We start from the raw sequence: 13,622 nt of genomic DNA on the forward strand, positions 1-13,622 counted from the left end.
TGTGCCTGATGGCAATCGAAAGTCACTCCCCCCCTACCCGTACCCTCAATCCCCCTGTTTTCTGGGGTTCATCGATTCTGATCCTGGTTCTGGTCATATACGCCAGCGTCTTTCAAGAAAATGCCCAAGCCGTATTTGGCCTGATCCAGGCCTGGATCATCGATAACACCAGTTGGTTTTACATTCTTGCCGTTGCGCTGATCTTGCTGACGGTCGTTTTTCTTGGCATGAGTCGCTATGGGGATATCAAGCTCGGCCCCGATCACAGCGAACCGGATTACAGCAGTACAACCTGGTTTGCCATGCTGTTCTCTGCGGGCATGGGTATTGGCCTGATGTTTTTCGGCGTAGCCGAGCCCGTCATGCACTTTCTGTCACCGCCTGTAGGTGAAGGCAGTACGATCGACGCGGCGCGTGAAGCCATGAAGATCACGTTTTTCCATTGGGGTCTGCATGCCTGGGCCATTTATGCCATCGTCGCGCTGATCCTGGCCTACTTCAGCTTTCGCCATGGGTTGCCCTTGACCTTGCGCTCGGCGCTCTACCCGCTTATCGGCGAACGTATCTATGGCCCGATCGGACATGCGGTGGATATTTTTGCCATCCTGGGCACTGTCTTGGGCGTAGCCACCTCGCTGGGCTTTGGCGTGGCGCAGATCAACACGGGCCTGAATCATTTATTCGGCGTGCCTGTATCCGTGCCGGTGCAGATCATTCTGATCGTTGCCACAACGGCACTGGCGACCCTCTCGGTCGTGACCGGCCTGGACAAGGGCGTACGTCGACTATCCGAGCTGAACTTGGGCCTGGCCGTGCTGCTGCTCCTGATGGTGCTGGTAATGGGACCAACCGTCTTCATTTTGCAGACCTTTGTGCAGAATACGGGCAGTTACCTGACCGAGATCGTGAGCCGTACCTTCAACCTGTACGCCTACAAGCCCAATGACTGGATTGGCGGCTGGACGCTGTTCTACTGGGGTTGGTGGCTGGCCTGGTCGCCCTTTGTAGGTTTGTTCATCGCACGTATCTCCCGTGGCCGTACCATTCGGGAATTTGTCTCCGGTGTGTTGCTGGTGCCGACCGGTTTCACGCTGCTGTGGATGACCGTCTTTGGCGATACCGCGATCCATATGATCCTGTGGGACAACATTACCGAACTGGCCAACGCGGTAAACGAGGACACGTCACTAGCGCTCTTTGCCTTTCTTGAGCACTTCCCGTTTTCGGGCGTGATCTCCATGATCGCCATCGTCATGGTGATCGTATTCTTCGTCACCTCGGCCGACTCGGGCGCCATGGTAGTGGACATGCTGGCCTCTGGCGGCGTGGACAGCACACCGACCTGGCAGCGAGTTTTCTGGGCAACGTGCATGGGTCTCGTGGCCATTGCTCTGCTGCTGGCAGACGGTCTCAAGGCGTTGCAGACTGCGACGATTGCCAGCGCACTGCCGTTCACCATCGCCCTGCTCTGCTCCATGTGGGGCTTGCTCAAGGCGTTGAAGCTTGATGCCACCAAACGCGGTATTCGTTACCAGGCGCTCAATATCTCCCGTCCGGCGCCCCGCTCCGCCGGTGGCTGGCAGCGCCGCCTGCGTAATCTTGCCATGTTCCCTCGCCGCACCCACGTGGTGCGTTTTATCAGCGAAGTGGTCAAGCCGGCCTGCGAATCCGTAGCCGAAGAGCTGCGCAAGCAGAGTTATCTGGTGAACGTGAAAGAGGGCGAAGATGGCCGCGTCCGGATCGAAGTTGGCCCGGAGGAAAACCCGGAGTTTGTTTACGAGGTCCGGCCACGCCCTTATGCCATGCCTAGTTTTGTCATGGGCGACACAAAAAGCTCCCAGGAAGAGCGTGAGGACCGCAAATATTTCCGTGCTGATGTCCACCTCAAGGAAGGCGGCCAGGACTATGACGTGATGGGCTGGAGCCGTGAGGATGTAATCGGCGATATTCTTGATCAATACGAGCGTCATATGCACTTCTTGCATATGGTTCGCTAAACGACGCGTCATGAAAAAGCCGGTGCATTGCACCGGCTTTTTTTATAGCGCCATCAAAGTCAGCTGAAGCGGTTGACCTCGTGGTTTAACGCTTCGGCCAAGCGCTTGAGCTCATAGGCTGTGCTGGCCAGCTCTTCCGCTGCTTCACGCTGGGAGGCGTTATCCACCGCAATGGTCTGGATATTGCGGCTAAGGGCAGTGGCGGTGCTGCTCTGCTCATGAGTCGCCTGGGCGATGCTGGTGAACTGCTCGACCGCTTGGCCAATCTGCGTTTCGATTCGCTGGAGTGCCTGGGCGACATCATTGTTCAGTGACAATCCATGCTGCATCAGGCGATTGCCTTCGCCAATGGAGCTCATGGCCCGGCTGGTCTCTTCCTGTACAGAGCCAATCATCTCAGAGATTTCACGTGTTGCCTGACTGGTACGGCCGGCCAAGCTACGCACCTCGTCAGCCACCACAGCAAATCCGCGACCTTGCTCACCAGCACGTGCCGCCTCGATGGCAGCGTTCAGGGCCAGCAAGTTGGTCTGCTCGGCGATGCCGCTGATCACGCTGATGATTCCGCCGATCTGCTGCGACCGCTCACCCAGGGTATTTACCACCGACGCGGTAGTACCCAGCGATTCGGCAATCTGCTCCAATGCCTTGGACGCCGCCCGCATAGACGCCGTGCCGTTGCGCGTTTCAGCGGCATTTTCATTGGTCAGCTGTTCGGTCTTGCGCATACTGTCGGCAATGTTCTGCGCGGTGGCGCTGAACTCTTCGACGGCGCTGGCCATGCTATCAATCTGGGCAGACTGCTCGGCCGAACGGCGCTGCGTAGTCCCGGACAGCGTACTGAGCTGGTCGGAGCGACTGGTTACGTCATGGGACGAAGCACGAACCCGATCAACTGTGCTGGATAGCGCTTCAGCCATCTGATTGAAGCTGTGCGACAGCTGACCCACTTCGTCCTGGCTTTCAACTTTCAACCGGACGCTGAGCTGACCTTCGCCCAGGGCCTGGGCCTGGCGAACCAGATGACCTAGCGGCTTGAGCTTGTGCCGAAGCATGATGACCGAAGCTGTAATAGCCAGGATCAGTGCCAGCAGGCTGCCAAGCGCCAGCTTAGTGCCTACGCTCCAAATAAGGTCGTCAACTTCAGCTTCAGGCAATGTAGCGGCCACCTTCCAGGTCTCGCCGGGCACCTGAGCCACAACACTCTGGAAATCCTGCTGACCGTCGTTCCAGAAAACATTTGCGTCGGCCTGGGTGACTGCCGTTAGCGTGGGCGCTACCGCGTCAGGGTTAGTCGCGCCAGCCGGTGCGACCAGCCATTTGCCTTGCTCGTCCAGAATAGCCAGGGAGCCGGTCTTCCCAATGCGGAAAGCCGTGAGGCTGTCGAACTGCTGCTTCTGGGTATCGGTGTAATCGAAGCCTACGAAGAGTACGGCCATGACCTGGCCCGCGGCATCACGTACCGGGGTGTACTGGGTCATGTAATTGCGCCCGAACAGAACCGCACGTCCCACATAAGCCTGCCCATTAAGCAAGCCGGCATAGGCCGGATGCTTGCGGTCGAGCTGTGTGCCGATGGCACGGGAGCCGTCTTCCTTCTTGAGCGACGTGGTGATCCGGGTGAAATCCTCACCGTCACGAACAAATATCGTGGCCACACCCGCCGTCAGCGAAGTGAATTCATCGACGAGAGTAAAATCGCTATTTAACCGAGTCCCTTGTAGATACAAGGCCGGTGCCGAAATGCTCCCGACAGGAACGCGCTCGGCGGTATCCCGAGTCAGGCCGGCATTGAAGCGCCGCTCGAACAAGCCAGCCAGACGCTGGGTGCTGACCTCTAGAGTACTGTGAAACGTCTTGAGTTGTTCGGCCAGCAGGCGTGCTTCACTGGCGAGATGCTGGCGGTGGGCTTCTTTCGTGGACTCACTAAGTGAATTCAGGGCAAATAAACTGCTGCCTGTAATCACGACGACAAGAATCGTTGTCAAGGCTAGACCAAGCTGCCCTGCGATTCCAAAACGATGCCTAGACATAGATGAATATTCCTCAAGACCAGACATCCCCTTCTGGCCTTTGTGTAGGTTGGCAATGAGACCCGAGAGAGCTATCTACGCAAAGCATTGCCCCCTTCTAAGTCGCTTGCTTATTATCGGCGAGAAATGCAATAACTTGATTCGACCGAGCGACCAGCGCTCCGGGCGGACTCATGACCGGTAAGTCACGGCGGGTAAGGTCATACCTTTTACAGCTTCCAGCAGAAATTCCCGTAGCCGCACGAATCGCTCCTGACCACGTCGCGCCTTGGGCCAAACCAGGTAGTACGCCTCACCGCTGGTCACAGCGCAGGGCCAGGGCAAGGCGATACGGCCTTGCTGAACATCTTCAGCCACCATGTACAGATCACCGATGGATACCCCATAGCCACGCGAGGCAGCGGCCATGCCCAGCTCCAGCGTGTCGAAGACCTGGCCGCCGCGGATGGAGACACTATCGGCCAGCCCCATGGCCTGTAACCAGCGGCGCCAGTCGCGCCGGTCCGGCGTGGGATGCAGCAGCTCGGCCTGACGCAGCCGCTCCAGATCCCAACCGCCTTCTACCGCTTCCGGCGCACAGACCGGAACTAGCCACTCCTCGAACAGCCGAACCGTCTCCCAGTCCTCCGAAAAATGACCGTTGCTTAGCAACACGGCGCAATCGAAAGGCTCATGCAAGAAGTCCACATGATCGCAATCCATCCAGGCGCTGGTCAGCTGCACTTCGATATCCGTATTGGCTTGCCGAAACTGTGACAGACGCGCGAGTAGCCAGCGCAGCGAAAGGGTAGATGGCGCCTTGAGCCGTAGGACTCGCTCTTCTACCAGCAGCACCGAGCACGCCCGCCCCAGAGCCTCGAAGCCTTCACTTACACCCGGCAGCAACAGCCTGGCCGACTCGGTAAGCGCCAGATGCCGACCCACACGCTCGAACAGGCGACAGTTGAAGTGAGCTTCCAGGGTGCGGATATGCCGGCTTACCGCACTCTGGGTCAACGATAGCTCCTGGGCTGCCCGAGTGAACGAGGCATGCCGGGCAGCGGATTCGAAAGCACGCAGGGCATAAAGCGGAGGCAAACGCGTTGCATTGGACATGATTAAAACTCATGGCAGGTAGGCTTATTTTCAGGTTGTAGCCGATTGCGGCTCCGCTAACAATGGCTGCTCTTTTTCTGCCAGCGGGTTTTCCTCCCGCTCTGATGTGAGCCGCACTCATGGTTTCGCTACGCTCTGAACTGCTTTCACTGGCCCGGTTGGCCGTCCCGCTAATTACCGCTCAACTGGCGTATATTGCTATGGTTTTTACCGACACGGTAATGATGGGGCGTCTCGGGCCCGAGGCACTGGCCAGCGGTGGGCTGGGTGCAGCGGCCTATTCCTTTTTCTCGGTTGTGTGCGTTGGGGTGATTGCTGCCGTCGGAAATCTGGTAGCTATCCACCAGGGCGCACAGAACACCCGCGGCGTGACCGACATTGCCTCTGCAGGTCTCTGGATAGCAGGCGGGCTGGCGCTGCTGGCCATGCTGTGCCTGTGGCTGCTGGAGCCGGTGCTGCTCGTGCTGGGTCAAGCTCCGGACACAACGGCGCAGGCCATGGGTTTTATCCACACCGTGAGCTTTGCCTTGCCCGGCTATCTGGTGTTCATGACCTTGCGCAGCTTTACCAGCGGCATTGGTCGACCCGGCCCGGTGATGTCCATTGCCATTGGCGGCGCGCTGGCCAATCTGGTGCTTAATCTGGCATTCATCGAAGGCTGGCTGGGGCTGCCCTTCCTGGGATTATCGGGAATCGGCCTGGTCACTGCCCTGGTTATGACAACCATGGCCATCGCACTGGCATTGACGATTCGCCACGGCAAGGCTTATGCGGCCTATCCCATCGCCTCTCAATTATGGCCACCGAAGCGTGCTGCACTAGGCGAAACCGTACGGCTGGGCCTGCCTATCGGCGGAACCTACGCCGTCGAGACAAGCCTGTTTGCAGCCGCCGCCCTGTGCATGGGCGCCTTGGGCGCAACAGAGCTGGCTGCCCATCAGATCGCCAACCAGCTTGTGTATGTCGTGTTTATGGTGCCGGTAGGGCTGGCCTATTCCACCAGCTTGCGCATCGGCCAGCACTTTGGTGCTGGCAACGTCCACCTGGCGCGATTGACTGGCCGCCTGGGTATTGGTGTAGGTGCCCTTTGTATGCTGGCAGTGGCGCTCGTGTTCTGGCTGATGCCGGAAGCGCTGGTGGCATTGTTCGTGAGCCCGCAAGAGGCCAACCATGTGTTCTCCCTTGCCGTAAGCCTGCTGGCCATTGCCGCTTGGTTCGAGCTGTTCGACGGCATTCAGGGCATTGCCTCCGGTGCGCTGCGCGGTATTCGGCAGGCCCGGCAGGCCTTGGGGCTAGGGGTAATCTGCTACTGCCTGATTGGTATTCCCGCCGCCTGGCTGCTTGGCTTGCCGCTGGGTTTTGGCGCGCAGGGCGTCTGGTGGGGACTGGCACTGGGCCTGGCCTGTGCCGCGGTCATCCTGACCTGGGCCTTCGAGCGGCACATGCGCGGCTTGGGCCAGACGCAGGATCAGCCTGGCAAGGCGCAGTCGGCCGTACTGAATTAACATCCGCACCGGTAAAGATCAGGAGAGAGGGGGTTATCCCTCCTCTAGCTGGAGACGTAACCACTCCGCCAGCCGCTGGGCCCTCGGGTCGGCCAACCGTCCCGGCACCCAGAGCGCCAGACGCGCGCCGGTTTCCACAAACCCCCAAGGCGCCACCAGTCGCCCAGTGGCCAGGTCGCCCTCCACCAGTAGCTTGGGGGCGATGGCCACACCCAGCCCCGCCACCGCAGCTTCCAGCAGGTAATACAAATGCTCGAAGCCAGCGCCAAAGGTAAGTTGGTCTGTTAACAGCCCATGCCGCTGTGCCCAGGCAGGCCAGGCCTGAGGGCGTGAGACGGTGTGCAGCAAAGGTTCATGCAAGAGCGCCGCCGCTGGTGCATGAACCAAGTGGGCAAACCCGGCATAGCGCGGGCTGAGGACCGGGCCGATACATTCGGCAGCCAACGAATAGACCTGCATGTCCGACGGGTGCTCCGGCTCGGCAAACAGCAGCGTGGCGTTGAGGCCGGGGCGGCGCGGGTCAAGCTCACCCTCACTGGTAGACAGGCTCAGGCGCAGGTCGGGTAGTTCTCGATTGAGCCTGTCCAGCCGGGGAATGAACCAGCGTGCCAGCAGGCTGCCCGAGCAGCCCAATACAAACGGTGCCTCACGGGTGCCGCGCTTAAGATCGGCGCAGGTGCTGCGTAGGCGCTCAAAGGCTTCGGCACTGGCATCGCGCAGCCGGACTCCCGCCTCGGTCAGCGCCAGCCCCCTGCCTTCCCTGACGAACAGCACCACACCCAGCTGTTCCTCCAGCGCACGTATTTGTCGACTGACCGCCCCGTGCGTAACAAACAACTCTTCGCCGGCCTTGCTGACGCTACCCAAACGGGCTGCCGCTTCGAAGGCACGCAGAGCATTGAGAGGAGGAAGATCGCTCATTGGCCTACCTGTGAGTTTTTCTAACAGATGCAGGCGATCTTATCGATTTATTCCTAGTCAGCAACCGGTTAGTGTGAAAGCCATATTCACTGGGAGCTTTCCCCATGACAGACATGACCTACAGCCAAGGCCCTGACGCACAGGGTATGTTCGGCCAGTTTGGTGGCCGCTATGTAGCCGAAACTCTGATGCCGCTGATTCTGGATCTTGAGCGTGAGTACACCGCCGCGATGAAGGATCAGGCCTTTCTGGATGAGCTGGCCTATTTCCAGCGCGACTACATTGGCCGCCCCAACCCGCTGTATTTTGCCGAGCGTCTGACTGAGCACTTTGGTGGCGCCAAGATCTATCTCAAGCGCGAAGAGCTGAACCACACCGGCGCGCACAAGATCAACAACTGCATCGGCCAGATCCTGCTGGCCAAGCGCATGGGCAAGACCCGCATCATTGCCGAGACTGGCGCCGGCATGCACGGCGTGGCTACAGCCACTGTGGCCGCTCGTTTTGGCCTGCCCTGCGTGATCTACATGGGCACTACCGACATCGACCGCCAACAGGCCAACGTTTTTCGCATGAAGCTTTTGGGCGCGACGGTAATTCCAGTCACTGCCGGTACGGGCACGCTCAAGGATGCGATGAATGAAGCCTTGCGCGACTGGGTAACCAATGTTGCCGATACCTTCTACCTGATCGGTACTGTAGCTGGCCCGCACCCCTACCCGGCTATGGTCCGCGACTTCCAGGCTGTAATCGGCCGCGAAGCCAAGGCGCAGATTCTTGAAAAGGAAGGCCGTTTACCCGACAGCCTGATCGCCTGTGTAGGCGGCGGCTCCAATGCCATGGGCCTGTTCCATGAATTCGTGGACGATAAGGACGTGGCGATTATTGGCGTTGAAGCCGGTGGTCACGGCGTCAACACTAGCAAGCATGCCGCGAGCCTGAACGGCGGCGTACCCGGCGTGCTGCACGGTAACCGTACGTTCCTGTTGCAGGACGATGACGGCCAGATCACCGACGCACACTCCATCTCTGCCGGTCTGGACTACCCCGGTATCGGCCCGGAGCACGCGTGGCTGCACGATGTAAAGCGTGTGGAGTATGTACCGATCAACGACGACGAGGCGTTAGAGGCATTCCACGCCACCTGCCGTCTGGAAGGCATTATCCCGGCGCTGGAATCCGCCCATGCCCTGGCTGAAGCCTACAAGCGCGCGCCTACGCTGCCAAAGGATCACATCATGATCGTCTGCCTCTCCGGCCGTGGCGACAAGGACATGCAAACCGTGATGAGTCATCTGGGAGACAAGCTATGAGCCGTCTGGAAACCCGCTTCGCCCAACTGAAACAAGAGGGCCGCGCAGCGCTTGTCACCTACACCACCGGTGGCGACCCGGATTATGCGACCTCTCTGGCGATCCTCAAGGGCTTGCCCAAAGCGGGTGCTGACGTAATTGAGCTGGGCATGCCCTTCACCGATCCGATGGCCGACGGCCCCGCGATCCAGGCGGCAGCTTTGCGTGCGTTGAAGAGCGGCCAGACCTTGGCGAAGACGCTAAACATGGTCCGCGAATTCCGCCAGGAAGAGTCCGAAACGCCATTGGTACTGATGGGCTACTACAATCCGATCCACCGTTACGGCGTGGAGCGTTTTCTGGCCGAAGCCAAGGACGCGGGTGTAGACGGCCTGATTGTGGTGGACCTGCCGCCCGAGCACGACGCCGAATTGTGTGACCCGGCTCAGGCTGTGGGAATCGACTTTATTCGGCTGACCACGCCCACCACGGACAACAACCGCCTGCCGCGTGTGCTGAATAGCAGCTCGGGCTTTGTGTATTACGTGTCGGTAGCCGGGGTAACCGGTGCCGGCTCGGCAACCACCGAGCATATTGAACACGCCGTTACGCGTCTGCGTCAGTTCACTCAGCTACCGTTGTGTGTAGGTTTTGGTATCCGTACACCGGAGCAAGCCAGGGTGGTCGCTCAACTGGCAGACGGTGTGGTGGTAGGGTCGGCCCTGGTCGATCAGATTGCCAAGGCAAACAGTAGCGCTGAAGCCGTGGAAGGCGTACTAAGCCTGTGCAACAGCCTGGCAGAAGCGGTTCGTAGCGCACGCCGCTAGGCCACGGCCTTAGCAAAGTGCATTGCACAGAATGCAGTGGCCCCTTGGAACTAGGGGCCCACTGCTCTCTGATTAGCCTATCGCGACGTGCTTACTGCGTCGCTATCGCCTGGCGGGACGCCAAGTTACGCTGTTGCTTGTAGGCCTTGGCGACTTCCGGCACCGGTGTAACCTTGCCGGTTTCCAACCACTTTCGCAGGCGGCTGGCATCGGCCATGTGGGTGTACTTGCCAAAGGCATCCAGCACCACGAAAGCGACCGGACGATTATTCATGATTGTCCGCATCACCAGGCAATGCCCGGCCTCGTTGGTAAAGCCGGTTTTGGTCAATTGAATGCTCCAGTCAGGCTTGCTGACCAGATGGTTGGTGTTGCGGAAACCCAGTGTGTAGTTCGGCTTGCGAAACGCCACGGTTTTTTCTTTCGTTGTACTGAGCTGACCGATCAACGCGTAATTGCGGGTCGCCTGCAGGAGCTTGACCAGATCACGAGCCGTCGAGACGTTATGCAGCGATAGCCCTGTAGGTTCGGCGTAATGAGTATTGGTCATGCCCAGCGCCCGAGCCTTAGTGTTCATGGCGGCGACGAACGCCTTCACTCCGCCAGGGTAATGTTCTGCCAACGTTGTTGCCGCCCGGTTTTCCGAGGACATCAACGTGAGCAGCAGCAGGTCGCGCCGGCTCAACTGGCTACCGAGACGGACACGGGAATACACACCCTTCATTTCCGCCACATTATCGATCTTGACCGACAAGACCTCGTCCATGGGCTGCTTGGCATCCAACGTCACGATAGCTGTCATCAGCTTGGTTACTGAGGCGATGGGCGCCACGACGTCAGGATTGCTGGAGTACAAGGTCTTGCCCGTCTGCATGTCTACCAGGAGCGCGCTGCCGGAGGCCAGCTCCTGCTGTTGAGGGGTAGTCGGCTTGGCCTGGGCAGCAAAGACCGGGGAAAAGATCAGGCTGCTGCCGACCAATAAAGCGCTGAGTACAAAGGAAAGTGGTTTCACAAAAAGTCGCCTGCTGAAGAGATGAAGAGCGGAGCGGAGTCCGGCGCTGCGGCAGTATAAAGCTCGGGACACGAGGGCATGAAAGAGCCTGCATAGGCTTTTTTCGTCAACGGAGAGTAAAGCTTTATTGACAAAGCCCACAACCTTGAAGGTGCTCGATACACTGACTCAGCCTCTAGTGGTATAGCCCGAGGCGATTTAGTTGATTATCTCCGCCCTGACGGAGAATGAGGAATATATGAGCGTTATGAAAAAATCCGTTGCCTGCCTGAGTATCACCCTGTGTCTGGGATCGTCGCTGGCCCTGGCGGCACAAGCGGAACAACCTGCTGGACAACCGGACAAAGCCGCTCACATGCAGACCCAGCCGACCCCGGCCAACAAAGCTTCACAAAAGAACGCCTCCCAGAGCCATACGGCGCACAAGAACACTCAGCAAAAAAGCACTCAGCCGAACAGCAAACAAGCCGCAACGCTGAAAAAAGACACCTCAGCCAACAGCCACAAGGCTGCGCAGACGTCAAAAACCACCGTGCAGCACACCAGCCAGGCAAAAGCGAAAACCACGCAGAACGCTACCAACCATGGTGATAAACACGCAGCCGCCCATAGCACGGCACCTGTATTCAAAAACACAGGTACAAAGCCTGAATAAGCGCGGCCCACGACTGAAAGCCCGCCAGGGCTAACGGTCCAAACCGGTACTACCCCTATTTAGTAATGCACTCCGCCGTCAGGCTGGAGCGAGAGGGACTACATGAACATGATGAAAAAAGTTATCGCGAGCCTGTGCATTACGGCATGCGCAGGAGCCCCCTTGGCGTTGGCTGCGCCACCCGACCAGGAGAGAGGTCCGCAAGGCGGTAAAGGCCAAGCTCATGCCACCCCGCAGAATGGCCATAACCAAGGCCCCAAGGCGCAGCCTTCCGGTCACCAGAATCATGCGCAGCCAAATGGTAAGCCCAACCATGGCAACCAGCCGGTAGTAGCGAAGGGCAATGTCAAGCACCAGCCGCCTCGTGATTTTGGGCCTGTTCGGGAAACCATCCGCGCCCATCGGGGCGAAATCGGTCGTGGAGCACCGCTTCCTCACGGTCTCGTGATTGCCAAAGGCAAGCCGCTTCCCCGTGGCTACGGCAAACCTCTGCCGCCCGGTGTCGTAAAGCAACTGCCACGCTATGAGGGCTACGAATGGCGTCGCCTGGGTACTGATATGGTGCTGATCGCCGTTACCACCGGCATCGTGTACGAGATCCTGCACAACGTACTGGATTGATTATGCCATCTCCAGCCGTACGCCGGGCTTAAGGCCTCGTACAAGGTGCGCCCCAGACCAAGCGGTGCACCCTCATACGGTGATAAACGGCGCAGTGCCAGGCGCCGTTTACCCTTCTGTATTCAAAACGCGTACTGCACCGGCTCTTCGGGCAACACGGAGAGATCGAGCGGTCGTACCGCCCCCATCCAGATCGCGTGATCGCGGTGATCCGCCCGATCATTCCCCGTCACAGGGTGGATAAACACCACCAGCCCCTTCCGGTTCAGCGCCAGCCAGGGAATCACCTCGGCAAACATCTCTGGACGGAATGCCAGTTGGCAGCTCCAGTCCGGATGCGGACCGACCGGGCGTTGGTGTACCCGGCCCATTGTCACCTCGAACCTCTGCGCGACGGTTTCACATAGGGCTCTGGCCTGGTCTAGCGTTGTCGCATCGAAGTAAACATGGGCGTGATAGCCCTGAATGACGGCTGTTGTCATCTGCGTTAGTCCTCGAACCGGATAACAACTTTGCCCACGTGGCTCTGCCCGTCCATGTACCGGTAAGCCGCTTCCGCTTCATCGAATCCGAAAACTTTATCGATAACCGGCTCGATTCGGTGCAAGGCAATAGCGCGGTTCATAGCGTCGAACATTTCTCGCGAGCCAACATAAATGCCTTCCAGTACAACAGAGCGCTGGATTAGCGCGGCCGGGTTGATCTCTCCACCGGTCAATACGCCAATCAGGTGCGTAGCGCCACCAGGCCGTGTCGAGCGCAGCGAACGCGGCAGCGTACCGGCACCGCCTACTTCCACGACATGATCCACACCGATGCCATCGGTCAAGCCAAGAACTTGTTCCTGCCACTCGGGATGCTGCTTGTAATTCACGGTTTCATGAGCGCCCAGGGCCTTGGCTTTTTCAAGCTTTTCGTCACTGGACGAGGTAATGATCGTCCTTGCGCCAGCCGCATGGGCAAACTGCAGGCCAAAGATGGAAACGCCGCCGGTACCAAGCAGCAGAACGGACTGCCCGGCAACCAAAGGCTGGACGCTGCCAAACAGGGCATGCCAGGCGGTAACGCCCGCGCAGGGCAAGGTAGCCCCCGCCTCGTAGGACAGGTGCTCCGGCAGCGTAACCACACCGCTCTGGTCGAACAGCACGTATTCAGCCAACACACCGTCAATAGCGCCGCCTAGGGCCGAGGCGCTGTGGGTAGGGTCCAGATGACCGCCGATCCAGGTCTGCATGAAGATACCGGCGACACGATCTCCCACCTTTACCCGGTCCACGTCATCACCGATCTCCACCACCTCGCCCGCACCATCGGAGAGCGGGATCAGGTCTGCCGGCAGCCCACCACGGGCATAACGGCCGGTGGCTACCATCAGGTCTCGGTAGTTCAGGGAAGCAGCCTTCATCTTGACCAGTACTTGGCCCCTGGCAGGCTTGGGTGTTTCACATTCGCGTAGGGTCAGGTCGCTATAGGATTCGGCTTTAGGCAAGCAATAGAAGCGCATCGTATGTTCCTGATTGAGAAATAGACAAAGGTCGAGCCGACACGCGCGGGGCTCATACCGTTACACTAAGTTCGGACCGCGCACGGATAAGGACGCTCAACAGGATGAGTCTCAGGTCGAACTGAAATCAAGCATTCCGGTCTCTAGCTAACTTTTTCCG

General features: G+C 59.0%; 12 protein-coding genes and 1 pseudogene. 6 read left to right on the forward strand and 7 right to left on the reverse strand.

The genetic code is table 11. The annotated features are described in order from the left end of the window. The first annotated feature begins 8 nt into the window (after positions 1 to 8). Positions 9 to 1,997, forward strand: a complete 1,989-nt coding sequence (locus IQ22_RS03685) for a BCCT family transporter (protein WP_425298835.1) — start codon at positions 9 to 11, stop codon at positions 1,995 to 1,997. Between the two features lie 59 nt (positions 1,998 to 2,056). Here the strand turns inward: IQ22_RS03685 and IQ22_RS24005 are convergent, their stop codons facing one another. From IQ22_RS24005 to IQ22_RS03695, 3 genes and pseudogenes are all read right to left on the reverse strand, one after another. After that, positions 2,057 to 2,917, reverse strand: coding sequence for a methyl-accepting chemotaxis protein (locus IQ22_RS24005; protein WP_425298839.1), 861 nt, complete (start codon positions 2,915 to 2,917; stop codon positions 2,057 to 2,059). Continuing rightward, positions 2,912 to 4,057 (reverse strand): annotated as a pseudogene (locus IQ22_RS24010) (Cache 3/Cache 2 fusion domain-containing protein); the annotation flags it as partial. The pseudogene IQ22_RS24010 and the gene IQ22_RS24005, both read right to left, overlap by 6 nt. Positions 4,058 to 4,201: 144 nt before the next feature. Continuing rightward, on the reverse strand, positions 4,202 to 5,125 hold the full coding sequence (locus IQ22_RS03695) for a LysR substrate-binding domain-containing protein (RefSeq protein ID WP_145138234.1): 924 nt from the start codon (positions 5,123 to 5,125) through the stop codon (positions 4,202 to 4,204). 119 nt (positions 5,126 to 5,244) lie between these two features. Here IQ22_RS03695 and IQ22_RS03700 point away from each other — a divergent pair, with 119 nt between their 5' ends. Further along, positions 5,245 to 6,630, forward strand: coding sequence for a NorM family multidrug efflux MATE transporter (locus IQ22_RS03700; RefSeq protein ID WP_145138237.1), 1,386 nt, complete (start codon positions 5,245 to 5,247; stop codon positions 6,628 to 6,630). A gap of 33 nt (positions 6,631 to 6,663) precedes the next feature. Here the strand turns inward: IQ22_RS03700 and IQ22_RS03705 are convergent, their stop codons facing one another. Next, on the reverse strand, positions 6,664 to 7,551 hold the full coding sequence (locus tag IQ22_RS03705; RefSeq protein ID WP_145138240.1) for a LysR family transcriptional regulator: 888 nt from the start codon (positions 7,549 to 7,551) through the stop codon (positions 6,664 to 6,666). Positions 7,552 to 7,655: 104 nt separating this feature from the next. Between IQ22_RS03705 and trpB the strand changes: the two genes are divergently transcribed. Further along, entirely contained in the window at positions 7,656 to 8,864 is a 1,209-nt protein-coding gene (gene trpB / locus IQ22_RS03710) for a tryptophan synthase subunit beta (protein WP_145138242.1), read from the forward strand. Beyond that, a complete protein-coding gene (gene trpA / locus IQ22_RS03715; protein WP_145138245.1) occupies positions 8,861 to 9,670 on the forward strand; it encodes a tryptophan synthase subunit alpha in 810 nt (269 codons plus the stop codon). Before trpB ends, trpA begins: the two co-directional genes overlap by 4 nt. A 91-nt stretch (positions 9,671 to 9,761) precedes the next feature. On the opposite strand, the gene pbpG is transcribed toward trpA, so the two are convergent. Continuing rightward, positions 9,762 to 10,682 carry a D-alanyl-D-alanine endopeptidase gene (gene pbpG / locus IQ22_RS03720; RefSeq protein ID WP_280177075.1) on the reverse strand — a complete coding sequence of 307 codons (921 nt, stop codon included), beginning with the start codon at positions 10,680 to 10,682 and terminating at the stop codon, positions 9,762 to 9,764. Positions 10,683 to 10,920: 238 nt separating this feature from the next. On the opposite strand from pbpG, the gene IQ22_RS03725 reads away from it, so the two are divergent. After that, the gene (locus tag IQ22_RS03725) at positions 10,921 to 11,337 is read left to right on the forward strand and encodes a hypothetical protein (RefSeq protein ID WP_145138248.1); all 417 of its coding nucleotides are present in this window, start codon (positions 10,921 to 10,923) and stop codon (positions 11,335 to 11,337) included. Positions 11,338 to 11,439: 102 nt separating this feature from the next. After that, complete coding sequence (locus IQ22_RS03730; protein WP_145138250.1) at positions 11,440 to 11,958, forward strand: anti-virulence regulator CigR family protein; 519 nt, start codon at positions 11,440 to 11,442, stop codon at positions 11,956 to 11,958. Between the two features lie 122 nt (positions 11,959 to 12,080). Here the strand turns inward: IQ22_RS03730 and IQ22_RS03735 are convergent, their stop codons facing one another. Together IQ22_RS03735 and IQ22_RS03740 are read right to left on the reverse strand one after the other, a co-directional pair. Continuing rightward, positions 12,081 to 12,440, reverse strand: a complete 360-nt coding sequence (locus tag IQ22_RS03735) for a DOPA 4,5-dioxygenase family protein (RefSeq protein ID WP_145138253.1) — start codon at positions 12,438 to 12,440, stop codon at positions 12,081 to 12,083. Between the two features lie 5 nt (positions 12,441 to 12,445). Continuing rightward, the gene (locus IQ22_RS03740) at positions 12,446 to 13,462 is read right to left on the reverse strand and encodes a zinc-dependent alcohol dehydrogenase family protein (RefSeq protein ID WP_145138256.1); all 1,017 of its coding nucleotides are present in this window, start codon (positions 13,460 to 13,462) and stop codon (positions 12,446 to 12,448) included. Positions 13,463 to 13,622 lie beyond the last annotated feature (160 nt).

This window comes from Pseudomonas duriflava, from assembly GCF_007830155.1.
Lineage (GTDB): Bacteria > Pseudomonadota > Gammaproteobacteria > Pseudomonadales > Pseudomonadaceae > Chryseomonas > Chryseomonas duriflava.